Annotated in this window: 20 protein-coding genes; 3 read left to right on the plus strand and 17 right to left on the minus strand. The window is 64.2% G+C overall.

Annotated features, from left to right (window positions below):
- Nucleotides 1-5: 5 nt before the first annotated feature.
- The 9 genes from gltB to ACAW63_RS02125 form a co-directional block, all read right to left on the minus strand.
- Nucleotides 6-4,451 (minus strand): glutamate synthase large subunit, encoded by a 4,446-nt coding sequence (gene gltB / locus ACAW63_RS02085; RefSeq protein ID WP_371231337.1) that lies wholly within the window; start codon nt 4,449-4,451, stop codon nt 6-8.
- A 462-nt stretch (nt 4,452-4,913) separates the two neighbouring features.
- Nucleotides 4,914-6,599, minus strand: coding sequence for an AAA family ATPase (locus ACAW63_RS02090; protein ID WP_371231338.1), 1,686 nt, complete (start codon nt 6,597-6,599; stop codon nt 4,914-4,916).
- A 6-nt stretch (nt 6,600-6,605) separates the two neighbouring features.
- The gene (gene aroB, locus ACAW63_RS02095) at nt 6,606-7,712 is read right to left on the minus strand and encodes a 3-dehydroquinate synthase (RefSeq protein WP_371231339.1); all 1,107 of its coding nucleotides are present in this window, start codon (nt 7,710-7,712) and stop codon (nt 6,606-6,608) included.
- A gap of 50 nt (nt 7,713-7,762) precedes the next feature.
- Nucleotides 7,763-8,254: a shikimate kinase AroK gene (gene aroK / locus ACAW63_RS02100; protein ID WP_371234550.1), complete on the minus strand. Its 492-nt coding sequence runs from the start codon at nt 8,252-8,254 to the stop codon at nt 7,763-7,765.
- A 35-nt stretch (nt 8,255-8,289) separates the two neighbouring features.
- Nucleotides 8,290-10,428 carry a type IV pilus secretin PilQ gene (gene pilQ, locus ACAW63_RS02105; RefSeq protein WP_371231341.1) on the minus strand — a complete coding sequence of 713 codons (2,139 nt, stop codon included), beginning with the start codon at nt 10,426-10,428 and terminating at the stop codon, nt 8,290-8,292.
- Between the two features lie 53 nt (nt 10,429-10,481).
- Entirely contained in the window at nt 10,482-11,006 is a 525-nt protein-coding gene (gene pilP, locus ACAW63_RS02110) for a type 4a pilus biogenesis lipoprotein PilP (protein ID WP_371231342.1), read from the minus strand.
- Nucleotides 11,003-11,653: a type 4a pilus biogenesis protein PilO gene (gene pilO / locus ACAW63_RS02115; RefSeq protein ID WP_371231343.1), complete on the minus strand. Its 651-nt coding sequence runs from the start codon at nt 11,651-11,653 to the stop codon at nt 11,003-11,005. Before pilO ends, pilP begins: the two co-directional genes overlap by 4 nt.
- Nucleotides 11,650-12,243, minus strand: a complete 594-nt coding sequence (gene pilN / locus ACAW63_RS02120) for a type 4a pilus biogenesis protein PilN (RefSeq protein ID WP_275608990.1) — start codon at nt 12,241-12,243, stop codon at nt 11,650-11,652. The genes pilO and pilN overlap by 4 nt, the downstream gene beginning before the upstream one ends.
- On the minus strand, nt 12,243-13,307 hold the full coding sequence (locus ACAW63_RS02125; RefSeq protein WP_207882126.1) for a pilus assembly protein PilM: 1,065 nt from the start codon (nt 13,305-13,307) through the stop codon (nt 12,243-12,245). Before ACAW63_RS02125 ends, pilN begins: the two co-directional genes overlap by 1 nt.
- 185 nt (nt 13,308-13,492) lie before the next feature.
- Here ACAW63_RS02125 and ACAW63_RS02130 point away from each other — a divergent pair, with 185 nt between their 5' ends.
- Both ACAW63_RS02130 and ACAW63_RS02135 read left to right on the plus strand, forming a co-directional pair.
- Nucleotides 13,493-15,931 (plus strand): penicillin-binding protein 1A, encoded by a 2,439-nt coding sequence (locus ACAW63_RS02130; RefSeq protein ID WP_371231346.1) that lies wholly within the window; start codon nt 13,493-13,495, stop codon nt 15,929-15,931.
- 319 nt (nt 15,932-16,250) lie between these two features.
- Nucleotides 16,251-16,580, plus strand: a complete 330-nt coding sequence (locus tag ACAW63_RS02135; protein ID WP_371231348.1) for a hypothetical protein — start codon at nt 16,251-16,253, stop codon at nt 16,578-16,580.
- Here ACAW63_RS02135 and ACAW63_RS02140 read toward each other — a convergent pair.
- The 8 genes from ACAW63_RS02140 to tkt form a co-directional block, all read right to left on the minus strand.
- Nucleotides 16,574-17,068, minus strand: coding sequence for a M48 family metallopeptidase (locus ACAW63_RS02140; RefSeq protein WP_371231350.1), 495 nt, complete (start codon nt 17,066-17,068; stop codon nt 16,574-16,576). The two genes, ACAW63_RS02135 and ACAW63_RS02140, sit on opposite strands and share 7 nt — an antisense overlap.
- Nucleotides 17,069-17,119: 51 nt before the next feature.
- The gene (locus ACAW63_RS02145; protein ID WP_371231351.1) at nt 17,120-17,890 is read right to left on the minus strand and encodes a methyltransferase domain-containing protein; all 771 of its coding nucleotides are present in this window, start codon (nt 17,888-17,890) and stop codon (nt 17,120-17,122) included.
- Between the two features lie 36 nt (nt 17,891-17,926).
- Entirely contained in the window at nt 17,927-18,346 is a 420-nt protein-coding gene (locus ACAW63_RS02150; protein WP_371231352.1) for a hypothetical protein, read from the minus strand.
- 69 nt (nt 18,347-18,415) lie between these two features.
- Entirely contained in the window at nt 18,416-19,480 is a 1,065-nt protein-coding gene (gene fba, locus ACAW63_RS02155) for a class II fructose-bisphosphate aldolase (protein WP_371231353.1), read from the minus strand.
- 105 nt (nt 19,481-19,585) lie between these two features.
- Nucleotides 19,586-19,921, minus strand: coding sequence for an MliC family protein (locus ACAW63_RS02160; protein ID WP_371231355.1), 336 nt, complete (start codon nt 19,919-19,921; stop codon nt 19,586-19,588).
- 160 nt (nt 19,922-20,081) lie between these two features.
- Nucleotides 20,082-21,245: a phosphoglycerate kinase gene (locus tag ACAW63_RS02165; protein WP_371231357.1), complete on the minus strand. Its 1,164-nt coding sequence runs from the start codon at nt 21,243-21,245 to the stop codon at nt 20,082-20,084.
- Between the two features lie 28 nt (nt 21,246-21,273).
- The gene (gene epd, locus ACAW63_RS02170) at nt 21,274-22,320 is read right to left on the minus strand and encodes an erythrose-4-phosphate dehydrogenase (RefSeq protein WP_371231359.1); all 1,047 of its coding nucleotides are present in this window, start codon (nt 22,318-22,320) and stop codon (nt 21,274-21,276) included.
- Nucleotides 22,321-22,410: 90 nt separating this feature from the next.
- Complete coding sequence (tkt, locus tag ACAW63_RS02175) at nt 22,411-24,408, minus strand: transketolase (RefSeq protein WP_371231360.1); 1,998 nt, start codon at nt 24,406-24,408, stop codon at nt 22,411-22,413.
- Between the two features lie 223 nt (nt 24,409-24,631).
- On the opposite strand from tkt, the gene ACAW63_RS02180 reads away from it, so the two are divergent.
- Nucleotides 24,632-25,633 carry an ArsR/SmtB family transcription factor gene (locus ACAW63_RS02180; RefSeq protein WP_371231361.1) on the plus strand — a complete coding sequence of 334 codons (1,002 nt, stop codon included), beginning with the start codon at nt 24,632-24,634 and terminating at the stop codon, nt 25,631-25,633.
- Nucleotides 25,634-25,642 lie beyond the last annotated feature (9 nt).

The following is a 25,642-nucleotide window of genomic DNA, read 5'->3' on the forward strand; positions in this document are numbered from 1 at the left end:
GGCGCTTATTGCGGGTTGGCACGGGTGCTGGTCAGCAGGGAACCGAGGCTTGCGGCCTTGGGTTTCACCAGCCAGAACCGACGCAGGTAGTCGTCGAGGTTCTCCAGCAGATGTGCGCCCCACTCACTCGCGGTTTCCGCCACATACTCGACCAGGACCTTGCGCAGGTGGCTGCGGTAGGCCTCCATCGCTTCGCCGCTGATGCGCTGGATTTCCACCAGCTCATGGTTCACGCGGTCAACGAAGGTGTTGTCCATGTCGAGGACGTAAGCGAAGCCACCGGTCATGCCGGAGCCGAAGTTGTAGCCGGTCTTGCCCAGTACGCAGATGAAGCCGCCGGTCATGTATTCGCAGCAGTGGTCGCCGGTGCCTTCCACGACGGCATGGGCGCCGGAGTTGCGCACGCCGAAACGCTCGCCCGCGGTGCCCGCGGCGAACAGCTTGCCGCCGGTGGCGCCGTACAGGCAGGTGTTGCCGACGATGGCCGACTCCTGCGACTTGAACGGGCTGCCCTTGGGCGGGGTGACGACCAGCTTGCCGCCGGTCATGCCCTTGCCCACGTAGTCGTTGGCGTCGCCTTCCAGGTACAGGTGCAGGCCGCCGGCGTTCCATACGCCGAAGCTCTGGCCCGCGGTGCCCTTGAAGCGGAAGGTGATCGGCGCCTTGGCCATGCCCTGGTTGCCGTGGACCTTGGCGATCTCGCCGGAAATCCGCGCGCCGATGGAACGGTCGCAGTTGCAGATATCCAGCTCGTATTCGCCGCCCTTGGCGCCTGCGATGGCGTCGCGGGCCAGTTCGACCATCTTCTCGGCCAGCAGGCCCTGGTCGAACGGCGGGTTCTTCTCGACTTCGCAGAACTGCGGCTTCTCGGCCGGGATCAGGTCGCTGCCCAGCAGCGGCGTGAGGTCGAGGTTGCCCTGCTTGGGCGTCTCGCCCGGCAGGATTTCCAGCAGGTCGGTGCGGCCGATCAGTTCTTCCAGGCTGCGCACACCGAGCTTGGCCAGCCACTCACGGGTCTCGCTGGCGATGAAGGTGAAGAAGTTCACCACCATGTCCACGGTGCCGATGAAGTGGTCCTTGCGCAGCTTGTCGTTCTGGGTGGCAACGCCGGTGGCGCAGTTGTTCAGGTGGCAGATGCGCAGGTACTTGCAGCCCAGGGCGATCATCGGCGCGGTGCCGAAGCCGAAGCTCTCGGCGCCGAGGATGGCGGCCTTGATGACGTCCAGGCCGGTCTTCAGGCCGCCGTCGGTCTGCACGCGGACCTTGCCGCGCAGGTCGTTGCCGCGCAGGGTCTGGTGCGCCTCGGCGAGGCCCAGCTCCCACGGCGAACCGGCGTACTTGATGGAGGTGATCGGCGAAGCGCCGGTACCGCCGTCGTAGCCGGAGATGGTGATCAGGTCGGCATAGGCCTTGGCCACGCCGGCGGCGATGGTGCCCACGCCCGGCTCGGATACCAGCTTCACCGATACCAGCGCCTGCGGGTTGACCTGTTTGAGGTCGAAGATCAGCTGGGCGAGGTCTTCGATGGAGTAGATGTCGTGGTGCGGCGGCGGCGAGATCAGGGTCACGCCGGGCACGGCATAGCGCAGGCGGGCGATCAGACCGTTGACCTTGCCGCCGGGCAGCTGGCCGCCTTCGCCGGGCTTGGCGCCCTGGGCCACCTTGATCTGCAGGACTTCGGCGTTGACCAGGTATTCCGGGGTCACACCGAAGCGGCCGGTGGCCACCTGCTTGATCTTCGAGCTTTTCAGCGTGCCGTAGCGCGCCGGGTCTTCGCCACCCTCACCGGAGTTGGAGCGACCGCCCAGGCGGTTCATGGCTTCGGCCAGGGCCTCGTGGGCCTCCGGCGACAGCGCGCCGAGGGAGATACCGGCGGCATCGAAGCGCTTGAAGATAGCTTCCAGCGGCTCGATCTCGTCCAGGCTCAGCGGCTGCTCGGAGGTTTTCACCTTGAGCAGGTCGCGCAGCATGGAGACCGGGCGCTGGTCCACCAGCGCGGTGTATTCCTTGAACCTGGCGTAGTCGCCCTGCTGCACGGCGGCCTGCAGGGTGTTGACCACGTCCGGGTTGTAGGCGTGGTACTCGCCGCCATAGACGAACTTCAGCAGGCCGCCCTGCTGGATCGGCTTGCGGTTGTTCCAGGCTTCGAACGCGAGCAGCTTCTGCTCGTTCTCGATGTCGATGAAGCGCGCGCCCTGGATGCGACTCGGGGTGCCCGGGAAGCACAGGCCGGTGACTTCGTCGGACAGGCCAATGGCTTCGAACAGTTGGGCGCCCCGGTAGGAGGCGATGGTGGAGATGCCCATCTTCGAGAGGATCTTCAGCATCCCCTTGGAGATGCCCTTGCGGTAGTACTTGAAGACCTCGTAGAGGTCGCCCAGCACTTCGCCAGTGCGGATCAGGTCGGCCAGCACCTCGTAGGCGAGGAACGGGTAGACCGCGGACGCACCGAAGCCCACCAGCACCGCGAAGTGGTGCGGGTCACGGGCGGTGGCGGTTTCCACCAGGATGTTGGAGTCGCAGCGCAGGCCGGTCTGCACCAGGCGGTGGTGCACGGCGCCCACGGCCAGGGCCGCGTGCACCGGCAGCTTGCCGGGGGCGATGTGACGGTCGGACAGCACCAGCAGCACCTTGCCGGCGCGCACGGCTTCCTCGGCCTGGTCGGCGATGTTGCGCACGGCCGCTTCGAGGCCGACGGACTCGTCGTAGTTCAGGTCGATGTGGTGACGGTCGAAGCCCGGACGCTCCAGGTTCATCAGGGTCCGCCACTTGGCCGGGGAGATCACCGGGGTGGTCAGGATCGCCTGGTTGGCGTGGTGCGGGGACTCTTCGAAGATGTTCTGCTCGATGCCCAGACAGGTTTCCAGGGACATCACGATCGCTTCGCGCAGCGGGTCGATCGGCGGGTTGGTGACCTGCGCGAAGACCTGGCGGAAGTAGTCGTAAGGCGAGCGGATGCGCTTGGACAGCACCGCCATCGGGGTGTCGTCACCCATGGAGCCGACCGCTTCCTGGCCCTGCTCGGCGAGCGGGCGCAGCACCTGGTCACGCTCCTCGAAGGTGACCTGGAACATCTTCATGTACTGCTTGAGCTGGTCGCCATCGTAGCTGGCCACGCCCTGATCGTCGTCCAGGGTGGCCTGGATGCGCAGCGCGCTCTGGCGCAGCCATTGCTTGTACGGGTGGCGCGACTTCAGGCGGTTGTCGATGTCCTCGGTCTGCAGCAGCTGGCCGGTCTCGGTGTCCACCGCAAGGATCTGGCCCGGGCCGACGCGGCCCTTGGCGATGACGTCCTCGGGCTTGTAATCCCACACGCCGATTTCCGAGGCGAGGGTGATGTAGCCGTTCTTGGTGGTGACCCAGCGCGAGGGGCGCAGGCCGTTGCGGTCAAGCAGGCAGACGGCGTAGCGGCCGTCGGTCAGCACCACGCCGGCGGGGCCGTCCCACGGCTCCATGTGCAGCGAGTTGAATTCGTAGAACGCGCGCAGGTCGGCGTCCATGGTCTCGACGTTCTGCCAGGCCGGCGGAATGATCATGCGCAGGCCACGGAACATGTCCATGCCGCCGGTGACCATCAGCTCGAGCATGTTGTCCATGCTGGAGGAATCCGAGCCCACGCGGTTGACCAGCGGGCCGAGCTCGTCCAGGTCTGGCATCCACTCGTTGGTGAACTTGCCGCGACGGGCCTGGGCCCAGTTGCGGTTGCCGGTGATGGTGTTGATCTCGCCGTTGTGCGCCAGCAGGCGGAACGGCTGGGCCAGCGGCCACTTGGGCAGGGTGTTGGTCGAGAAGCGCTGGTGGAAGACGCAGATGGCGGTCTTCAGGCGCTCGTCGGAGAGGTCCGGATAGAAGGCGGCGAGGTCCGCCGGCATCATCAGACCCTTATAGATGATGGTCTTGTGCGAGAAGCTGCAGACGTAGTGGTCGGCGTCCTCGGCGTTGGCCACGGAGGAGCGACGACGGGAGCTGAACAGCTTGACCGCGAACTCCTGGTCGGACAGACCTTCGCCGCCGATGAATACCTGCTCGATCTGCGGCAGGCGCTCCAGCGCCAGGCGACCCAGGACGCTGGTATCGATCGGCACCTTGCGCCATCCGACCAGTTTCAGGCCCGCACGCTCGATCTCGCGATTCATGTTCGCGCGGGCGGCTTCGGCTTTCACCGGGTCCTGGTTGAAGAAGACCATGCCCACGGCGTACTGCGCGGGCAGTTCGACACCGAAGGTTTCCTGGGCCACGGCGCGCAGGAATTGGTCGGGCTTCTGGATCAGCAGCCCACAGCCGTCCCCGGTTTTCCCGTCCGCGTTGATCCCACCTCGGTGGGTCATGCAGGTCAGTGCTTCGATGGCGGTTTGCAGAAGTTCATGGCTTGCCTCGCCCGTCATATGGGCGATCAGGCCGAATCCGCAGTTATCCTTGAACGTCTCAGGATGGTACAGACCTGCTTTCATAGGGAACTCTCACCGGCAAAACTTTTTTAATTTCCAGGGTCTGCTGACGTTTCGCCATCGCCCTGTTTCGCCTTGCTGGCTTGTTTCCCGCGCACCCCAAAGGCACGGGCCGCATCTATCGTGCAGCGCCGCTCCAGCCCCTGGTTCACCTGGAATGACCGATCCGCGTCAGTTGCCACGTCTTACCCAACGTGGCGGCGGTTCCGGTCCTGGCCATGACGAAACGTCAGCAGACCCTCTATCAAGCGCTTTGCCTGTCTACTCGCTCAGGCGGCAAGTTTCCGATAGGCAAAGGGAGGTCATTGTACACACGGCGCGACTGACGTCACTTATTTTTTTGACGCACTGCCGACACCCGATGTCGCATTTTTATAAGAATGTAGCGAAAGAAACAACCCAATAAAAAAGCCGAGCCCCATGGTATGGGGCTCGGCTTTTTCATTATTGCGACAGTGCGACCTTTCAGCGCGCCCCGGCGATGTCCTGCTGGATGCTGGAGAAGGGACGCGCCCAGGGCTTGGAAGCCTGGATCTTCGCCGGCAGCTTCTTGATCGCTGCCTGTGCGGCCGTGCGGTCAGCGAAGCTGCCGTAAGTCACGACGTAGAACGGCTTGCCCTGCAGGTTCTTGCGGAAGTAGCGGTAGTCGCCACCACCCTGCTGGCTGATGAAGGCCTTGGCGCTGGCTTCCGAGCCGGTGCCCAGCACCTGCACGGAGTAGCGCGACCCCGCCTGGGACTGGTACCAACTGCTGCTGCCGGTGGCCGCTGCAGGTTTGCTGGTCGTGGACGGCTTGGCGCTGGCGACGGTGGTGGCGGTGGCGGGCTTCGCTGCCGGCTTGGCTGCCGGAGCAGGCTTCGTCGGAGCCGTGGTGGCGGGCTTGACCGGTTGCGGAGCCGCGGCCTGGGTCGGCGCGGGCTTCGGAGTCGGTTGGGCCACTGGCTGCGACTGGGTCGGCGCCGGCGGCACCGGATTCAGCGGAGCCGGGCCATTGCTGGCCAGCGGCGTTACCGGCGGCGCGGAGGTCGTCACGGTCGGCGGAATGGCCGCAGATGGCATACCGCCCTCATCGGCATCTTCCTGACCGCCGGCCTGGGCCATCGGCTCGCGGATCACTGGCTGGCTCTCGCCCACCAGAGGCAGCGGCAGCGGCTGATTGGAACCAGCGAACTCGACCGACGGGCCAGCACCCTGGGCGTCCGGCGTCGGCTGGGCACCCGGTTGCGGAGCAGCACCGCCCAGAGGCAGCTGGGAAGAGCTTTGCGCAGCGGTGTTATTGGCGGTTTCAGGCTTGCTGGTCTTGCCCTGCATGAACCAGGCAGCGATGACGCCGATGGCGACCACACCCAGAATCGCCAGATGCTTTTTCGGCAGCTTGAAGCCTGGGCCAGCCGCCTTGCGAGCGCCACCGCGGTCAGCCAGCATCGCCTCGATCATGGCGTCGCGGGCGCTCTGGTTGATCGCTCCCGGCCAGCCGCCGGACTGCTCGTGAATGTCGGCCAACAGGTCAGCGGAAATCAGTTCGATTCCCTGCCCGGCACCTTCCAGGCGCTGCGCCAGGTACTCGCGTGTTTCCTCTTCGCTGTAGGGCTGCAGTTCGATGGCGTGGAAACGCTCCTCGCCTTCGGACAGCACCTCCAGACGCGACAGCAGCGCCGGTTCACCGAACAGGAAGACGTGCAGGCGCGCCTCGGTGTTGCCGGCCGCCAGGAGCAGCAACACTTCCAGTGCGTCATCGCGCAGTTGCTCGGCGTCGTCCACCAGCAGGTAAACGTCCTGCCCGGTGATCGCCAGCTGGGCGACCTTGGCCAGTATGGGCTCGAGGCTGGTCTGGGTGATCCCCAGGCCCTGGGCCAGTTGGCGCAGCAGCGTGGCTTCGTCGGTTACCGAGCGACCGGAGATGACCACGCTGGAGACCGCGTCCTTGTTGGTGCTGGCGACCAGCGCCTGGCGCAGCAGCGTCTTGCCGCTACCCAGCGGACCGGTCACGGCCAGCAGCAGGTGGCTGTAGCGCGCCAGGTGGTGCAGTTGGCCCAGTACGGGCTTGCGCTGCGCCGGGAAGAACTTGAAGCCGGGAACCCGCGGTGCGAACGGGTCATGGCTGAACTGGTAGTGGGCCAGGAAGGCCTCGTCGGCATGCAAACTGGACATGGGACCTCAGTGTTCTCCTGCCTGACCGACCAGTGCCTGGTAGTCAGTGCGCAGTGTTTCTTCCAGAATCTCACGGGGGAAATCGGCGGTCACGACCGCAGCCCCCAGCCCTTGGAGCAAGACCAGACGCAAACGCCCATCGAGCACTTTCTTGTCGACGGCCATGTGCTCGAGAAAATGCTCGGCATTCATTTCCTGCGGCGGAACGACCGGCAGCTTTGCCGCAGCCAGCAGGCGGACACCGCGATCGCGCTCGGCATTTGTCAGCCATCCCAGGCGATGCGACATCTCGAGTGCCATCACGGTTCCCGCACCGACGGCTTCGCCGTGCAGCCAGACGCCATAGCCCATGTGGGTCTCGATGGCATGGCCGAAGGTATGGCCGAGGTTGAGGGTGGCACGGACGCCGGTTTCCTTCTCGTCGGCGCCAACCACGCATGCCTTGGCGGCGCAGGAGCGCTCGATGGCCTCGGTCAGCGCCATCGGCTCCAGCGCCAGCAGGTCATCCATGTGCGCTTCCAGCCAGGTCAGGAACGGTTCGTCGCAGATGAAGCCGTACTTGATGACTTCCGCAAGGCCTGCGGACAGCTCGCGCGGCGGCAGTGTGCGCAGGGTGGCGGTGTCGATGACCACGGCCTGGGGCTGGTAGAACGCGCCGACCATGTTCTTGCCCAGCGGGTGGTTGATACCGGTCTTGCCGCCCACCGAGGAATCCACCTGGGACAACAGCGTGGTCGGCACCTGGATGAAGTCGACACCGCGCTGGTAACAGGCCGCGGCAAAACCGGTCATGTCACCGATGACGCCGCCGCCCAGGGCGATCAGGGTGGTCTTGCGATCGTGGCGCGCCTTGAGCAGCTCATCGAAGATCAGCTGCAGGGTTTCCCACTGTTTATAGGCCTCGCCGTCAGGCAGCACGATCGAGGTGATCTTGTAGCCGGACAGGGTTTTCTGCAGTCGATCCAGGTACAGCGGCGCGATGGTTTCGTTGGTGACGATGGCTACCTGACGACCGCGGATATGCGGCTCGAAGTAGCGCGGATCATCCAGCAGCCCTTCACCGATGTAGATCGGGTAGCTGCGATCGGCCAGATCGACGTTGAGTGTGCGCATGAAACCCCCAGGCAAGAAAGGGGACTAGGATACCGCAGATTGGAGCACCGTTAATGGCGCTCCAACTCACGCAAGCGCTCCAGAATCTCCAGAACCACGAGGCGCGGCGGCCGCTCGTCGGTTTCGATGATCACATCGGCGATTTCTCGATACAGCGGATCGCGCACTTGCATGAGATCACGGAGGATCTGGTCCGGATTGGGTTTCTGCAGCAGCGGGCGGTTCTTGTCGCGCGCGGTGCGGGAAATCTGCTGCTCCACCGACGCGTGCAGGTAGATGACCTGGCCACCGGCCTTGAGTATCTGGCGATTAGCGTCGCGCATGACTGCGCCGCCGCCGGTGGCGATGACCATGCCGCCTTCGGCGCACAGTTCGGCAAGCATCGACTGCTCACGCTCGCGGAAGCCCGCCTCGCCCTCCACATCGAAAATCCAGGGGATGTTGGCTCCGCAGCGCTGCTCGATCTCTTTATCCGAATCCTTGAAGACGAGGTGAAGCTCTTTGGCGAGAAGACGCCCGATGGTGCTTTTCCCAGCACCCATCGGGCCTACCAGAATCAAATTGGACACGACATTGATCAACGGCCGACTGCAAAGGCCTGATTATTCATGATCCGCGGGGTAAGGAAAACCAGCAGTTCGCTCTTGCTGTCGGTTACCGTATCGCGACGGAACAGGCGCCCAATGAACGGAACGTCGCCCAGGAACGGCACCTTGTCCACCGCCTTGGTCTGGGTATTGGAGAACACACCACCGATCACGATGGTCTCGCCATCGTTGACCAGCACCTTGGCGTTCACCTCGTTCTTCTTGATCGGCGGCACGCCATTCAGCGCGTTGGCGTAGTCCGGCTCGTCCTTGTTGACCTTCACCTCCATGATGATGCGGTTGTCCGGGGTGATCTGCGGGGTCACTTCCAGGGCCAGCGCGGCCTCCTTGAAGGACACCGAGGTGGCGCCGCTGGAGCTGGCTTCCTGGTAGGGAATCTCCGAGCCCTTGAGAATCTTCGCGGTTTCCTTGTCGGAGGTGACGACCTTCGGCTGAGAGACCACTTCGCCGTTGCCGCTCTTTTCCATGGCCGACAGTTGCAGGTCGAGCATGGCGTGATCGCTCAGGAAGCCGATGCCGATACCCGAGGTGCTGTTGGCCACACCCATATCAACGAACGGGACCGGCGCCACGCCATCCTGTGCCTTGAAGTTGCCAATCGTATCGGTGCCGGGCAAGAACAGTTGGCCGTCGCTGACTGTACGCGCGCCATCCTTGCCGTAGAAGTCCCAATTGCCTGAACTGAACGCCCCCCCCCAGCGAACCCCCAGACTCTTGCTGTAGTCCACAGCGGCCTCAACGATGCGCGCCTCGATCATCACCTGGCGAACCGGGATATCCAGTTGAGCAACGATGCGACGCAACTCATCCAGGCGGTCCTGGGTCTGGTAGGCGATGATCGCGTTAGTGCGATCATCAACGGTGAGCGAGCCACGATTATCCGCACCCGCCGCCTGCGGCGCACCCGGAGCACCTAGTCCAGTCACCGACTGGAACAACTTGGCAATGTCAGCGGCCTTGGCGTAGTTCACCTGAATCAGCTCGCGACGCAGGGGAGCCAGTTCGGAAATCTGCTTCTGGGCCTCCAGCTCCTGACGCTCGCGCGCGGCGATCTCTTCCGCCGGTGCAACCAGCAGAACGTTACCCACCTTGCGCTTATCCAGCCCCTTGGTCTTAAGCACCAGGTCCAGCGCCTGATCCCACGGCACATTCTGCAGACGCAGGGTGATGTTGCCCTGAACGGTATCGGACGCCACCAGGTTCAGGTCGGTGAAGTCGGCGATCAGCTGCAGCACCGAGCGTACGTCGATGTCCTGGAAGTTCAGCGAAAGCTTCTCGCCCGTATAGGCGAAGGCATCCTTCTTGCGTTTCTCGGCATCATCCTGGGTCAGCGGCTTGATGCTGACGGTCATCCGGTTATCGGTCTGATAGACGAGATAGTCGTATACGCCAGTCGGCTCGATGGTGATGCTGGCCTTGTCGCCCGCCGCGGCAGCATTGACGAACTGCACCGGCGTGGCGAAGTCCTTCACATCGAGGCGCACGCGCAGATTGTCGGGCAACTGGGTACGCGGGAACTCCAGACGGATCTTGCCGCCCTGCTCCTGGATGTCCGGGCTGACGGTCGGATCGGACAGGTCGATCACGACATTGCCTTCACCCTGTTCGCCACGCTGGAAGTCGATATTGCGAATCGCCTTGCCGGCTGGAACGTAAGGCTTGGGCTGTGCAGGCCTGGCAATCGGAGTGGATGCGGGCGCAGCGGAAGCATAGGAGCTCGACGCAGCTCCCGCCCCACCGACCACGACGTACAGATTCGAACCTTCCGACCGGGTAGTATAAGGCACCAGGGTGGCCAGGTTGACGATCAGGCGGGTGCGATCTTTCGCCTCAACCACCGTCAGGCTGCGCGCATTGCCCACACCCAGCTCGCGGTTCTTGCTACCCAGCTTGTTCTGCACACCCGGCAGATCCAGCGCGATGCGTGCCGGCTGCTCGATGGTGTAACCGCGCGGCGTCGCCACCGGGCCGTCGAAGCCCAGTTTCAGCTCGACCCGGTCGCCCGGCAGGGCTGCCACATCGACGCTCTGCAAGTTGGCCGCCAGCAAAGCCGGCGCAAAGACTGCCGCGAGCAAGGAGATGCTCAGGCGGGAAAGCATTTTGTTCATCGTCTGAATCCGTCGTGCAGACTGCAGTTTGTTATCCATGTTCATCCCCGCCCTTAGGAGCGTTCCTTGAGGGTCAGGCTGCGCGGACGCTCGAGCCAGCCTCCCTCACCATCAGGAACGATTTCAATCACGTCGATCTTGCCTTCGCTGATGGCAACTATCTTGCCGTCGTTGCGCCCCAGGTAGTCGCCGATCCGCACCCGGTGCACCCCTCCCGCACCTTTCACGAGAGCGAACATCTGGTTATCCCTGGACAAGGTCCCCACCATCTCGAAGGTCTCGATATTGAAGCCTTCCAGGAACTGCTTGACCCGGGCTTCGTCAGGCTTGACCACCTTGTTGCCCTTCTGCTTCAACGCCAGATCGATCTTGACCGGGGGCTGGAATGGGCTGCGCAATGCCGAGGCACTGTAGGTGAACGCTTCATACGGCTGGAACTTGGGCAGTGGCTCGATCGCCCCTTTGGGGCGCGCACGGACTTCGTCCATATAAGCCTGCAGATCGCTGAAGTCGCCTCCAGCACCACACCCGTTCAAACTCAGCAGCAGACAACCGCAAATGATCAGGCGCCCCCTCATTTCTTGGCTCCCGCGCTCGGGGCATTGACCTTCGTGCCCTTGTCGTTATAGCGATAGGTCTTGGCCAGGATGGTCATCCTCAGCCTGGAGGTACTGTCGGCGCTGGCCGGCTTGATCTCGAAGTCGTGCAAGGTGACGATGCGCGGAAGGCTGGACACACCACTGACGAAAGTCGCCAGGTCGTGATAACCGCCCACGACACTGATCTGGATGGGCAACTCGATATAGAACTGCTGGGTCACTTCCGGCAGCAGCTTGATCTCCTCGAACTCGAGCCCGCTCCCCAGGCCGGTACGGGTGATGTCTTCGAGCAGACCGGGCACCTCGGTGTCACTGGGTAGCTGCCGCAGCAAAGCGCCGAAGGACTCTTCCATTTCCTGCATCTGAATCTTGTAGGCTTCCAGATTGGCCGCCTGGAACGCCTTGGAGGAAAACTGCTGCTTGAGCGTCTCCTCTTCAGCGCGCTGCCGATCCAGTTGTTCCTGCATGTCCTTCAGATGGAAGTTGTAGCCAAGCGCGAGTACCACGGCCGTGAGCAGGATGCAGGCGATGACCTTGACCGCCGCCGGCCAGGAGCCCAGGTTGTTCAGGTCGAGGTCGTTGATGTCGATCTTGCGCAAGCTCTCGAGGGAACTGGCCAGACTCATTTCTTGGCTCCTTGCGCGACGTTCTTCTGCTCCGCCTCTTCCGCTCCGGGCTGGGTCTGCTGAACCGTCAGCTGGAAGATGTTCGCCTGGTCCACAGCGCCCTGGGTCACCGCCTTCACTTCCGTCAAGTTCGGCGCCTTCAGCCACTCGGAGGCATCCAGGTTACGCATCAGGTTGGATACCCGATTGTTCGACTCGGCCGCGCCTGCGATGGCAATGGATTTCCCGGTCATCTTCAGGTCGGTGAAATAGACGCCATCGGGCAGCGTGCGGACCAGTTGATCGAACACCCGGCCAATGATCGGCCGGTTGCCCTGCAGGTCCGAAATGATCTTCATGCGCTCCAGCAACTGCTGGCGGCGAGTCTTCAGTTCGCTGATCTCCTTGATCCGCGCATCGAGCACGGTGATTTCCTTGCGCAGGAAATCGTTGCGCGCGTTCTGGTTCTCGATAGCTGCATTGAAGTACTGGTCGCCCAGGAAGACCAGCGCACCCGAGGCCAGCAACACCGCCCCCAGAGTCACGAGGAAGCGCTGCTTGCGCTCCTCGCGCAGCTGTTCCCGCCACGGCAATAGGTTGATGCGAGTCATCAGTCGAAACTCCTCATCGCCAGACCGCAGGCAATCATCAGCGCAGGCGCGTCACTTGCCAGCGCCCCCGCATTGACCTTTCCGCTCAGCACCATGTCGGTGAAGGGGTTGGCCACGAGTGTCGGAGTACCGATCTTCTGCTGGATCAATCTGTCCAGGTCCGGAATGGAAGCCGTTCCGCCCGCCAGCAGGATGTAGTCCACGTCGTTGAACTGACCGGCGGCGAAGAAGAACTGCAGCGAACGGGAGACCTGCTGGACGACCGCATCCTTGAACGGTTGCAGAACCTCGCTGTCATAGTCATCCGGAAGACCGCCCTGCTTCTTGGCAAGACCGGCTTCCTCCACTGACAGGCCATAGCGACGCTGAATCTCCTCGGTGAGCTGACGCCCGCCGAACAGCTGCTCACGCGTATAGATGGTGCGGCCGTGGTGCAGCACACTCAGCGTGGTCATGGTGGCGCCGATGTCGACCACCGCAACTGTGAGTTCGTCGGCATTGCCACCCAGCTGATCGCCGAGCAGACTGAACGCTCGCTCCAGCGCGTAGGCCTCGACATCGACGACCTTGGCGGTCAGGCCCGACAGCGCCAGAGCCGCCTCGCGCACCTCAACGTTTTCCTTCCGACAAGCGGCGAGGAGTACGTCTACACGCTCGGCGTTCCGTGCGGATGCGCCCTGGACTTCAAAGTCGATCGCGACTTCTTCGAGGGGATAGGGAATGTACTGGTCGGCCTCGATCTTGAGCTGATTCTCCAGCTCGTCTTCCGAGAGACCGCCATCCATCTCGATGGTCTTGGTAATGACCGCCGAGCCAGCGACCGCGACCGCAGCCGTCTTCACGCCGGTGCGCGCCTTGGCGACCACACGTGACAACGCCTGGCCGACACCCTCCAGCTCAGCGATGTTCTTTTCTACCACTGCATTGGGAGGGAGCGGCTCCACGGCGTAGGCCTCTACCTTGTAGCGGCCTCCCGAGCGGCTCAGTTCGAGGAGTTTGACCGAAGTCGAACTGATGTCTATCCCCAGCAGCGTGTTCGCTTTCTTATTGAATAGCCCTAGCACGACTGATTTCCTATCAGCATCCGAGACTTACGGACGATTTATGTTTTTTCACATTAGATACCAGACTTGACACCTGCGCAAATGGCTCGCCGGGAAAAAAACTGCTTATAATGTGATCAGCTTTTCCCTTTTTACCGCGCCATCCGCTTAACTCTTTCTTTTCTCTGGAAATCCAAGACCTTCCAATGCGCCTGCTGAAGTTTCTGTGGTGGACCTGCGTCACCATAATCTGTGGATTGCTGCTCAGTTTCAGCGGCGCCTACCTCTACCTCAGCCCCAACCTCCCGTCCGTGGAGGCCTTACGCAACGTGCGTTTGCAGATGCCGTTGCGGGTGTACAGCAGCGATAACAAATTGATAGCAGAGTTTGGCGAGATGCGCCGTACGCCAATTCGTTTTGCTGAAATTCCCCAGGATTTCACCCACGCACTGCTATCGGCCGAGGATGACAACTTCGCCAACCATTATGGCGTGGACGTAAAAAGCCTGATGCGTGCTGCCGCGCAATTATTGAAGACCGGGCACATCCAGACGGGCGGCAGTACCATCACCATGCAGGTGGCGAAGAACTACTTCCTCACCAACGAACGCAGCTTCTCCCGAAAGATCAATGAGATATTGCTGGCATTGCAGATCGAGCGGTCGCTGACCAAGGACGAGATCCTCGAGCTGTACGTCAACAAGATCTATCTGGGCAACCGCGCCTATGGCGTGGAGGCCGCCGCCCAGGTCTACTACGGCAAGTCGATCAAGGACCTGAGCCTGGCACAGATGGCGATGATCGCCGGCCTGCCGAAGGCTCCGTCGCGCTATAACCCGCTGGCCAACCCCGCACGCAGCCTGGAGCGCCGCAACTGGATCCTCGAGCGCATGCTCAAGCTGGGCTTCATCGATCAACCGCGCTATGAAGCCGCGGTCAAGGAGCCCATTGCAGCCTCCTATCACGTACAGAGCCCTGAACTGGCCGCCCCCTACATCGCCGAAATGGCGCGCGCAGAACTGGTCGGTCGCTTTGGTGGCGATGCCTATACCGAGGGCTACCGCGTCTACACCACCGTGCGCAGCGACCTGCAGGAGGATGCCAACAACGCGCTGCGCGACGGCTTGCAGGAATACGACCAGCGTCACGGCTACCGCGGCCCGGAAACCCGCCTGCCGGGCAAGACCCGTGATGCCTGGCGCCAGGCGATCGCTCAGCAACGCCCGCTCGGCGGCCTGGAACCGGCCATCGTTGTCCAGGTGGAAAAGAGCGGCGCCCTGGTGATGACCCGCGATGGAAAGGAAGAAGCCCTCGGCTGGGACGGCATGAAGTGGGCACGCCCCTATCTCAGCAACAACAGCATGGGCCCGATGCCTCGTCAGCCCAGCGACGTGGTCCAGCCTGGCGACGTGATCCGCGTGCAGCGCCGCGACGACGGCTCGCTGCGCCTGAGCCAGGTGCCGGCCGCACAGAGCGCGCTGGTCTCGCTGAACCCGCAGGATGGCGCGATCATGGCGCTGGTCGGCGGCTTCTCCTTCGAGCAGAGCAATTACAACCGCGCGACCCAGGCCAAGCGCCAGCCCGGTTCCAGCTTCAAGCCGTTCATCTACAGCGCCGCACTGGACAATGGTTTCACCGCCGCCTCGCTGATCAACGACGCCCCCGTGGTGTTCTACGACGAGTACCTGGACAAGGTCTGGCGGCCGAAGAACGACACCAACACCTTCCTCGGCCCGATCCCGATGCGCGAGGCGCTATACAAGTCGCGCAACATGGTGTCGATCCGCATTCTCCAGGGGCTGGGCGTCGAGCGCGCACGTAACTACATCAGCCGCTTCGGTTTCAACAAGGACGAACTGCCGCCGAACCTGTCGATGGCCCTCGGCACCGCAACCCTGACGCCACTGGAAATCGCCTCCGCCTGGAGCACCTTCGCCAACGGCGGCTTCAAGGTTTCGCCCTACGTGGTCGAGCGCATCGAAAGCCGCGACGGCCAGGTGGTCTACCAGGCCAATCCGCCGCGAGTCCCCAATGACGAGGCGCAAACCGAACAAGCCCAGGCCCCGGCTCAGCCCAGCGGCACCAACGAGCTGGGTAACGACGACCCGAGCCTGGCCAAGACCACCATCGAACCGGCTGCCGCCGAGCGCATCATCGATGCCCGTACCGCCTACATCATGACCAGCATGCTGCAGGACGTGATCAAACGCGGCACCGGCCGCCGCGCCCTGGCGCTCAAGCGCGATGACCTGGCGGGCAAGACCGGCACCACCAACGAGTCCAAGGACGCCTGGTTCTCCGGCTTCAACGCCGACTACATGACCACCGTCTGGGTCGGCTTCGACCAGCCGGACAGCCTCGGCCGCGCCGAATACGGCGGCAACGTCGCCCTGCCGATCTGGATGCGTTACATGGGCGCTGCGCTGAAGGACAAGCCGTCGCACCTGCTGCCCGAGCCCGCCGGCATGGTCAGCCTGCGTATCGACCCGATTACCGGTCGCGCGGCGGCACCGGGCACGCCGGGCGCCTACTTCGAGCTGTTCAAGAACGAAGACACGCCGCCTTCGATGAGCGAACTGGCACCGGGAAGCGCGCCGGGAAGCGGCATGCCGGCGGAAGAAGAAGCGCCGATAGACCTGTTCTGACAGGCAAGTAAAAGCCCCTCGCATGAGGGGCTTTTACATTGAGAGGGATGACTTCCAAAGAATCATGGCATTTCGCCAAGACATTGATTAATCTGCACTTGCGGCGGAGAACAACCCCGGACGACCGACCCCATCCGGCGCGTCAGGGGCTTCCCGCAGCAACGAAAACAGGACGCTCACATGCTGCGCGACCTGCTTGGCTGGCTGTTCTGCCTGATCGCGCTGCTACTGGGGGGCGCCGCTACTGGGCCTGCTGGCCGCTCCCCGCGCCCTTGCTCCCACCCCTGATCTCGTCTATCTGGACCAGCTGTTCACAGCGTTGATTGCCTGCGCGGGACTGGCCGGCCTGCTGATCGCTTTCCTGCTCCGCCTGCCGGGTCGCCTGGTCGCTGCCGCCGCACTGGTGGTGCCGGCCGTGGTGCTCTGCATCTGGCACCTCACCCACGTCGCACTCGAACCCAGCGCCCCCACACCGGAGCACTACTGGCTGGCTCTGATCGGGCTGGTGGTTTTCGCACTGGCGCTCGCCGGCATCGGCTGGCTGGGTGGCCGGGAGGGCTCGGGGCGAACGACGCTGCGCTATCTGGGCCTGGCCTTGCTGCTCCCCTGGTGCCTCGGCCTGTTCTACCTGGCGCGCCTGTACTACTGAGGCAGATCGCGCCAGGTCAGGTAGACGCGCAAATCGAATTCAAGCTGGTGGTAGCCCGGCAGCATGTGCTCGCACAGCTGGTAGAAGGCCTTGCTGTGGTCGCGCTCCTTCAGGTGCGCCAGTTCATGGACCACGATCATCTGCAGGAACTCCGGCGCTGCGTCCTTGAACAGCGAAGCGACGCGAATTTCCTTCTTCGCCTTGAGCTTGCCGCCCTGCACCCGCGAAATCGCGGTATTCAGGCCGAGAGCACGCTGCACCACATCCAGTTTGTTGTCGTAGAGCACCTTGTCCACCGCAGGCGCGGTGCGCATGTACTGCTGCTTGAGGTCCATGGCATAGCCATACAGCGCCTTGTCGCTCTGCACGTCATGACGACCGGGATAGCGGCGCTGCAGATACTGGCCGAGGCGATCCTGCTCGATGAGCTGGCGAACCTGGTCCTGGAGCTGTTGCGGGTAGGCCTGGAGATAGCGGAGCGGTTGCATGGGGCGGGAGACTGGCGGGAAATCCGGCCACCAGTCTACCTCATTCCCCACTCAGCCCAGCGCGCGAGTGCTGTAGGCCTCGGTGCGGTAGGGGAATGCCACCTCCGCGCGCCCCTTCAAGGCCGGATGGGTGGCAATCAACTCCCGCAGCTGCTCGGCGACCCGCTGCTTCTGCTCGTCCGGCAGCGCGGCAATGAAACTGACCGAGAGGATGCGCGCGACGATCACCTGTTCCGGCGGGCCAATGTGCTGGTAGCTGAACTCGCGCAAACGCAGCGGTGCGAACCGCGCCCCAGCGAAGGCCCGACGCCATTCGCCGGTGTGAAAGCGTGGCGTGCTGCCCTCGTAGCGCTCGACGATGCGCGCCACCTCGGCCACCCAGTCGACCCGCTCGTCACGCACGTTCCAGACCAGACCGAGATGCCCGCCCGGACGCAGCACCCGATGGATTTCGGTCAGCGACCGCCCATCAGCGAACCAGTGGAAGGCCTGGGCGCAGGTCAGCGCATCCAGACTCCCCGCGGCCAGGGGGATCGCCTGGGCGGTGCCATTGAGCGCCCGCACCGCAGGCAGAGTCGCGCTCAGTTGCTCGCGCATCGCTGTCACCGGTTCGATCGCCGTGACCTGCGCGCCCGCACGCTGCAGCAAGGCGGTGAACTTGCCGGTGCCCGCGCCAAGGTCAACCACCTCCTTGCCCGGACCGATCTCCAATTCCTCGCCGAGCCATCCTACCAGCGCCTCCGGATAGTCCGGGCGCCCATGGGCATAGGCTTTCGCTTCGCGGGCATAACCCTCCCGCGCACTGCCATGTACATCCGTCATCGCGCCTCCAGAGCCTGCCGGCCCGAGCACAAGCGCTCAGCGGAACCGACAGGCCTTGCCATCGAGATAACTACGGTAGCAGCTGAGCAGGCGCGCAGCCTTGATCCGGCAACGTTTCTGCCGGCATTCGCTGGAAAACTCGAAGCGGCCGCCGTCGGGATCGGGCAACCGGATGCGGATCGCCGGCCAGCCCTTCTTCGGCGCCTTCTCCGGCGTGCTGAGCACACGGCTCTCGTTCTCCACCAGTGCAGCGCCAGCCTCGGCGTAGTCGAAGACGAACAGCAGGGTACGCGAAGTCTTCAGCGTGCATTCCTGATGGGTCAGGCAGTTCTGCGCGTCCACCGGCAGATTCACTGGCGGTTTGGGTGGCGGCGCTGGAGGTTGCGCCGGGCGCAGCGAACAGCCGGCCAGCAGCGCCAGCGACAGGGCGGCAAGCCCGGCACGCAGCATCGACATGCCATCAATCTCCTTCTGGCGGATACGAAAGAGCCCCGCAATGCGGGGCTCTTGGCGAACAGGCCGGGATCAGTTGACCTTCGCTTCCAGCTCACCCTTGGCGTAGCGCTGGAACATGCCTTCCAGGGAGATCGGCTTGATCTTGGAGGCGTGGCCGGCGGTGCCGAAGGCTTCGTAGCGGGCGATGCAGACGTCGCGCATGGCTTCGATGGTCTTGGCGAAGTACTTGCGCGGGTCGAACTCGCTCGGGTTCTTCGCCAGGAAGCGACGGATGGCGCCAGTGGAGGCCAGGCGCAGGTCGGTGTCGATGTTCACCTTGCGTACGCCGTACTTGATGCCTTCGACGATTTCCTCGACCGGAACGCCGTAGGTTTCCGGAATTTCGCCGCCGAATTCGTTGATGATCGCCAGCCAGTCCTGCGGGACGGAGGACGAACCGTGCATCACCAGGTGGGTGCCCGGAATGCGCGCATGGATCGCCTTGATGCGGTCGATGGCGAGGATGTCGCCGGTCGGCGGCTTGGTGAACTTGTAGGCGCCGTGGCTGGTGCCGATGGCAATCGCCAGGGCGTCGACCTGGGTCTTCTTCACGAAGTCGGCGGCTTCTTCCGGGTCGGTCAGCAGCTGGCTGTGGTCCAGCACGCCTTCGGCGCCAACGCCGTCTTCCTCACCGGCCATGCCGGTTTCCAGGGAGCCCAGGCAGCCCAGTTCACCTTCCACGGACACGCCGCAGGCGTGGGCGAAGGCAACGGTCTGCTGGGTCACGCGGACGTTGTACTCGTAGTCGGCCGGGGTCTTGCCGTCTTCCTTCAGCGAGCCGTCCATCATCACCGAGCTGAAGCCCAGCTGGATGGAACGCTGGCAGACGTCAGGGCTGGTGCCGTGGTCCTGGTGCATGCACACCGGAATGTGCGGGAATTCTTCGATGGCCGCGAGGATCAGGTGACGCAGGAAGGGCGCACCGGCGTATTTGCGAGCACCGGCGGAGGCCTGCACGATCACCGGGGAGTCGGTCTTGTCGGCCGCTTCCATGATGGCGCGCATCTGCTCGAGGTTGTTGACGTTGAAGGCCGGAACGCCGTAGCCGAACTCGGCGGCGTGGTCCAGCATTTGGCGCATGCTGATGAGTGCCATGGTTTTCGCTTCTCCCAGAAGTCGGGCTCGTTCAGTTATTCAAAAGCCTGCCCCAGGGGCAGGCGGTGTTCAAGTGTCCAGGCCTCGGCCGGGACAGTCGGCGCGTCAGCGCGCCTTGCAACCTCGGCCGATGAGATCGTTGCTCTCGACCCAGTAGATCAGTCCCTGCTCGCCGGTAATGCTGAATCCGACCAGTCCGTCACTATAGAAAGCGCCAGCACCGCCGGGTTCCTCCTCCAGGTGATGAACCACGTCATCCTCACCCAGGCGCAGGTCGACTACCGACTTGCTGACATCCACGTAACGCCAGATGACTTCGGCCTGGCTGTCGCAGGTCCAGCGATTCCAGCCAGCCTCTTTGCCGCCGGCGCCACCGGACGGATGGCTCGAGCATCCTGCGACCAGTGACAGCGCGAGGGCCGGGACAACATAACGCAGCATCGGGCAACTCTCCCTTCAGGCGGCATACCCGCCGAGCATCCAATGTGCCAGCTTGCCCGGCCCACAACAGGAACGCCAGCGCCGCCCACGATCACCCGAGGGCGGCGCTGTACGGATGGAAGCGGGTCGACTGATCGACCTGCTCCCGGCGGCGAAGGCCTCAGGCCTTGGCGCGCTGTTCCAGCACTTCGACGGCTGGCAGGACCTTGCCCTCGACGAACTCGAGGAAGGCGCCGCCACCGGTGGAAATGTAGGAGATCTGCTCGCCGATGCCGTACTTGTCGATGGCGGCCAGGGTGTCGCCACCGCCGGCGATGGAGAACGCCGGGCTTTCGGCGATCGCCTTGGCCAGGGTCTTGGTGCCTTCACCGAACTGGTCGAACTCGAACACACCCACCGGGCCGTTCCACAGGATGGTCTTGGAGGTCTTGAGCAGCTCGGCGAACTGGGCGGCGGTCTTCGGCCCGATGTCCAGGATCATGTCGTCGTCGGCCACGTCAGCGATGTCCTTGACGGTGGCGACGGCGGTCTCGGCGAATTCCTTGGCAACCACCACGTCCACCGGCAGCGGCACGCTGACCTTGGCGGCGATGGCCTTGGCGGTGTCGACCAGATCGGCTTCGTACAGCGACTTGCCGACCTTGTGGCCCGCAGCGGCGAGGAAGGTGTTGGCGATGCCGCCACCGACGATCAGCTGGTCGCAGATCTGCGCCAGGCTGTTGAGCACGTCGAGCTTGGTCGAAACCTTGGAGCCGGCAACGATGGCAGCCATCGGGCGCGCCGGGTTGCCCAGGGCCTTGCCCAGGGCTTCCAGCTCGGCGGCCAGCAGCGGGCCGGCGGCGGCGACCTTGGCGAACTTGGCCACGCCGTGGGTGGAGCCCTCGGCGCGGTGGGCGGTACCGAAGGCGTCCATGACGAACACGTCGCACAGCGCGGCGTATTTCTGCGCCAGCTCGTCGGCGTTCTTCTTCTCGCCCTTGTTGAAGCGCACGTTCTCGAACAGCACGACTTCACCGGCCTTCACGTCGACGCCGCCCAGGTAGTCCTTGACCAGCGGCACGGCGCGGCCCAGGGCCTTGGACAGGTAGTCGGCGACCGGCTGCAGGCTGTTCTCTGCGGAGTATTCGCCTTCGGTCGGGCGGCCCAGGTGCGAGCAGACCATCACCGCCGCGCCCTTCTCCAGGGCCAGCTTGATGGTCGGCAGCGAGGCCAGGATGCGCGCGTCGCTCTTGACCACACCGTCCTTCACCGGAACGTTGAGGTCTTCGCGGATCAGTACGCGCTTACCTTGGAGGTCGAGGTCGGTCATCTTCAACACGGTCATGACAGTCAGTCCTGTTGGGGCTGTTTGATTAACGTTCGGTAGCGGCGACGCGCAGGTAGTGGCCTGCGGTGTCGAGCATGCGGTTGGCGAACCCCCACTCGTTGTCGAACCAGGCCAGCACGTTCACCAGGCGGGGGCCGGAAACGCGGGTCTGGCTGCCATCGACTATGGCCGAGTGCGGGTCATGGTTGAAATCGCAGCTGGCGTGGGGCAGCTCGGTGTACGCCAGCAGGCCTTTCAGCGGGCCTTCGGTGGCGGCCTGGCGCAGCACCCGGTTGATCTCCTCGGCGGAGGTATCGCGGGAGACCTGCAGGGTGATGTCCAGGGCCGAGACGTTCACCGTCGGCACTCGAATGGCTTTGGCCTGGATTCGCCCGGCGAGTTCCGGCAGCAGGCGTTCGATGCCGCGTGCCAGACCAGTGGACACCGGGATCACCGACTGGAAGGCCGAGCGCGTGCGGCGCAGGTCTTCGTGGTGATAGGCGTCGATCACCGGCTGGTCGTTCATCGCCGAGTGGATGGTGGTGATGGAGACATACTCGATGCCCAGCGCCTCGTTCAGCAGCTTGAGCAGCGGCACGCTGCAATTGGTGGTGCAGGAGGCGTTGGACACCAGCTTCTCGGCGCCGGTCAGGCCCTGCTGGTTGATGCCGAAGACCACCGTGGCGTCGATGTCCGTCTCGCTGGCCATCGGCTGGGAGAACAGCACGCGCGGTGCGCCGGCAGCCAGGAAGCGCTCGCCATCGGCGCGGGTGTGGTAGACGCCGGAGCACTCCAGCACCAGGTCGACGTCCAGCGCGCGCCAGTCGATGGCCTCGGGCGTCGCCTCGCGGAACACCTTCACGCAATCGCCGCCGATGTGCAGGCAGCCGTCGTCCACGTTGACCTCGCCGGGGAAGCGACCATGGGTGGAGTCGAAGCGGGTCAGGTATTCCAGGCTGGCCAGGTCCGCCAGGTCATTCAGGGCGACGATGGAGAAATCAGCCTTGGCGCGGCGTTCGTGCAGGGCACGGAACACGCAGCGACCGATACGGCCGTAGCCGTTGAGGGCAACTCGGTAAGGGCGCTTGGACATTGTTATCCCTTGTCGATCTTCGTAGGAGCGAGCTTGCTCGCGAACCGAGCAAAACCCTTCGCGAGCAAGCTCGCTCCTACAAGAGCCGGATCAGGCGTCGAGCAGCTCGGCGGCCACTTCCAGCAGGTTATCGACGGTGAAGCCGAAGTGCTCGAAGAGGGCGGCGGCCGGCGCCGATTCGCCGAAGGTGGTCATGCCGATCACGCGGCCTTCCAGGCCCACGTACTTGTACCAGTAGTCGGCGTGGGCAGCTTCGATGGCGATGCGCGCACCGACCTGCACCGGCAGTACGGCCTGCTTGTAGCCGGCATCCTGCTGGTCGAACACGCTGGTGGACGGCATGGAGACCACGCGCACCTTGCGGCCTTCGGCGCTGAGCTTGTCGAAGGCCTGCACGGCCAGGCCGACTTCGGAGCCGGTGGCGATCAGGATCAGTTCCGGCTCGCCGTCGCAGTCCTTGAGCACGTAGCCACCACGGGCCACGTCGGCCAGCTGGGCGGCGTCGCGCGGCTGGTGCGGCAGGTTCTGGCGGGAGAACACCAGGGCGGACGGGCCGTCGGCGCGCTCGATGGCGTACTTCCAGGCCACCGCGGATTCCACGGCATCGGCCGGACGCCAGGTGTCCAGGTTCGGGGTCAGGCGCAGGCTGGCCAGCTGCTCGATCGGCTGGTGGGTCGGGCCGTCTTCACCCAGACCGATGGAGTCGTGGGTGAACACGTACAGCACGCGCTGCTTCATCAGGGCGGACATGCGCACCGCGTTGCGGGCGTATTCCATGAAGATCAGGAAGGTCGCGCCGTAGGGGATGAAGCCGCCATGCAGGGCCACGCCGTTCATGATGGCGCTCATGCCGAATTCGCGCACGCCATAGAACATGTAGTTGCCGCTGGCGTCGTCGGCGCTCACGCCCTTGCAGCCCTTCCACAGGGTCAGGTTGGAGCCGGCCAGGTCAGCCGAGCCGCCGAGGAATTCCGGCAGCAGCGGGCCGAAGGCGTTCAGCGCGTTCTGGCTGGCCTTGCGGCTGGCGATGGTTTCGCCCTTGCTGGCGACTTCCGCGACGTAGGCCGCGGCCTTCTCGGCGAAATCGGCCGGCAGCTCACCGGCGACGCGGCGCAGGAACTCGGCAGCCAGTTCCGGATGCGCAGCCTGGTAGGCGGCGAAGCGCTGGTTCCACTCGTTCTCGTGGCTGGCGCCGGCTTCCTTGGCGTTCCACTCGGCGTAGATCTCGGCCGGGACTTCGAACGGGCCGTGGTTCCAGCCCAGCGCGGCGCGGGTGGCGGCGATTTCGTCGTTGCCCAGCGGAGCGCCGTGGCACTCTTCCTTGCCCTGCTTGTTCGGCGAGCCGAAGCCGATCACGGTCTTGCAGCAGATCAGGGTCGGGGCATCGCTCTTGCGAGCGGTGTCGATGGCGGTCTTGATCTCGTCGGCGTCATGGCCGTCGACGTTGCGGATCACCTGCCAGCCGTAGGCTTCGAAGCGCTTCGGGGTGTCGTCGGTGAACCAGCCTTCGACTTCGCCGTCAATGGAGATGCCGTTGTCGTCGTAGAAGGCGATCAGCTTGTTCAGGCGCAGGGTGCCGGCCAGCGAAGCCACCTCGTGGGAGATGCCTTCCATCATGCAGCCGTCGCCCAGGAAGGCGTAGGTGAAGTGGTCGACGATGGTGTGGCCGTCGCGGTTGAACTGCGCGCCCAGCACCTTCTCGGCCAGCGCCATGCCCACGGCGTTGGCGATGCCCTGGCCCAGCGGACCGGTGGTGGTCTCGACGCCGGCGGTGTAGCCGTATTCAGGGTGGCCCGGGGTGCGCGAGTTGAGCTGGCGGAAGTTCTTCAGGTCGTCGACGGTGACGTCGTAGCCGGTCAGGTGCAGCAGCGAATAGATCAGCATCGAGCCGTGGCCGTTGGACAGCACGAAGCGGTCACGGTCGGCCCACTGCGGGTTGCCCGGGTTGTGCTTGAGGTAGTCGCGCCAGAGCACTTCGGCGATATCCGCCATGCCCATGGGGGCGCCGGGATGGCCGCTGTTGGCTTTCTGGACGGCGTCCATGCTCAGTGCGCGGATGGCATTGGCTCGCTCACGACGGCTGGGCATCGCTGAATCTCCTGCGGGGGCTGCTTCGAAAGTTCGAAGGGATGAAAAAGGCCAGCATTTTCGCCCAGCCAGGCCCCGCGGGGCAATGACAGATCGGCAGAAGCCTGATGCAGAGCAGCCGGCCGGGGCGGCCAACTGATCAAAAACCGCTCATCCGCCAATATCAAAACTTTTTGATACAGCTATTGCCCACCCTGTAGCCCGCGACTAGACTGCGCACCCCATGAGCCTGCGCCTGCCCGAAATCCGCCACGACGACTGCGACCAGCTGGCTGCCCTGTGCAAGGCTGGTGGCGATCCGCTGCGGCTGAACGTGCTGCGCGCCCTGGCCAACGACTCGTTCGGCGTGCTGGAGCTGGCGCATATCTTCGGCGTCCGCCAGTCGGGCATGAGCCATCACCTGAAGGTGCTGTCCCAGGCCGGGCTGGTGGCCACGCGGCGCGAAGGCAACGCGATCTTCTATCGCCGCGCCCTGCCCCAGGCCGACAGCCTTGGCGGCACGCTGCATGGCGCGCTGCTCGACGAGGTCGACAGCCTGGTGCTGCCGGAGGACGTCAGTGCGCGCATCGTCGGTGTGCATGCCCAACGCGCCGCTGTGAGCCGCACCTACTTCGCCCGTAGCGCGGAGAAGTTCCAGGCCACGCAGGACCTGATCGCAGGACTGCCGCAATACCGCGAAAGCGTGCTGGCGCTGCTCGATGCACTGAGCTTCGCCCCCGGCGCCACGGCGCTGGAAGTCGGCCCCGGCGACGGTGGATTCCTCCCCGAGCTGGCCCGGCGCTTCGACGAGGTCACCGCGCTGGACAACAGCGAGGCGATGCTCGACATGGCGCGGCAACGCTGCGCCAGCGAAGGTTTGAACAACGTCCGGCTACGGCTGGCCGACGCACTGCAGGACGCCGATGACGCGGCGGACTGCGTGGTACTGAACATGGTGCTGCACCACTTCGCCGCACCGGCGGAGGCCCTGAAGCAGCTGGCGCACCTGGTGAAGCCCGGTGGCAGCCTGCTGGTGACGGAGCTCTGCAGCCACGACCAGAGTTGGGCCCGCGAGGCCTGCGGTGATCTCTGGCTTGGGTTCGAACAGGAAGACCTGGCCCGTTGGGCCGATTCCGCGGGGCTCGCGCCCGGCGAAAGTTTGTACATTGGTTTACGTAATGGCTTTCAGATCCAGGTGCGGCACTTCGCCAAACCGGATTCGCGAAGCGTCCTCACCCACCGGTAAATGATAGGA

The organism is Pseudomonas sp. QE6, assembly GCF_041379005.1.
GTDB lineage: Bacteria > Pseudomonadota > Gammaproteobacteria > Pseudomonadales > Pseudomonadaceae > Pseudomonas.

Coding starts and splice junctions, on each gene's coding strand:
- gltB (WP_371231337.1), bottom strand. CDS start 4,451: ATGAAAGCAGGTCTGTACCATCCTGAGACGTTCAAGGATAACTGCGGA.
- ACAW63_RS02090 (WP_371231338.1), bottom strand. CDS start 6,599: ATGTCCAGTTTGCATGCCGACGAGGCCTTCCTGGCCCACTACCAGTTC.
- aroB (WP_371231339.1), bottom strand. CDS start 7,712: ATGCGCACACTCAACGTCGATCTGGCCGATCGCAGCTACCCGATCTAC.
- aroK (WP_371234550.1), bottom strand. CDS start 8,254: ATGGGTGCTGGGAAAAGCACCATCGGGCGTCTTCTCGCCAAAGAGCTT.
- pilQ (WP_371231341.1), bottom strand. CDS start 10,428: ATGAACAAAATGCTTTCCCGCCTGAGCATCTCCTTGCTCGCGGCAGTC.
- pilP (WP_371231342.1), bottom strand. CDS start 11,006: ATGAGGGGGCGCCTGATCATTTGCGGTTGTCTGCTGCTGAGTTTGAAC.
- pilO (WP_371231343.1), bottom strand. CDS start 11,653: ATGAGTCTGGCCAGTTCCCTCGAGAGCTTGCGCAAGATCGACATCAAC.
- pilN (WP_275608990.1), bottom strand. CDS start 12,243: ATGACTCGCATCAACCTATTGCCGTGGCGGGAACAGCTGCGCGAGGAG.
- ACAW63_RS02130 (WP_371231346.1), top strand. CDS start 13,493: ATGCGCCTGCTGAAGTTTCTGTGGTGGACCTGCGTCACCATAATCTGT.
- ACAW63_RS02140 (WP_371231350.1), bottom strand. CDS start 17,068: ATGCAACCGCTCCGCTATCTCCAGGCCTACCCGCAACAGCTCCAGGAC.
- ACAW63_RS02145 (WP_371231351.1), bottom strand. CDS start 17,890: ATGACGGATGTACATGGCAGTGCGCGGGAGGGTTATGCCCGCGAAGCG.
- ACAW63_RS02150 (WP_371231352.1), bottom strand. CDS start 18,346: ATGTCGATGCTGCGTGCCGGGCTTGCCGCCCTGTCGCTGGCGCTGCTG.
- fba (WP_371231353.1), bottom strand. CDS start 19,480: ATGGCACTCATCAGCATGCGCCAAATGCTGGACCACGCCGCCGAGTTC.
- ACAW63_RS02160 (WP_371231355.1), bottom strand. CDS start 19,921: ATGCTGCGTTATGTTGTCCCGGCCCTCGCGCTGTCACTGGTCGCAGGA.
- ACAW63_RS02165 (WP_371231357.1), bottom strand. CDS start 21,245: ATGACCGTGTTGAAGATGACCGACCTCGACCTCCAAGGTAAGCGCGTA.
- epd (WP_371231359.1), bottom strand. CDS start 22,320: ATGTCCAAGCGCCCTTACCGAGTTGCCCTCAACGGCTACGGCCGTATC.
- tkt (WP_371231360.1), bottom strand. CDS start 24,408: ATGCCCAGCCGTCGTGAGCGAGCCAATGCCATCCGCGCACTGAGCATG.
- ACAW63_RS02180 (WP_371231361.1), top strand. CDS start 24,632: ATGAGCCTGCGCCTGCCCGAAATCCGCCACGACGACTGCGACCAGCTG.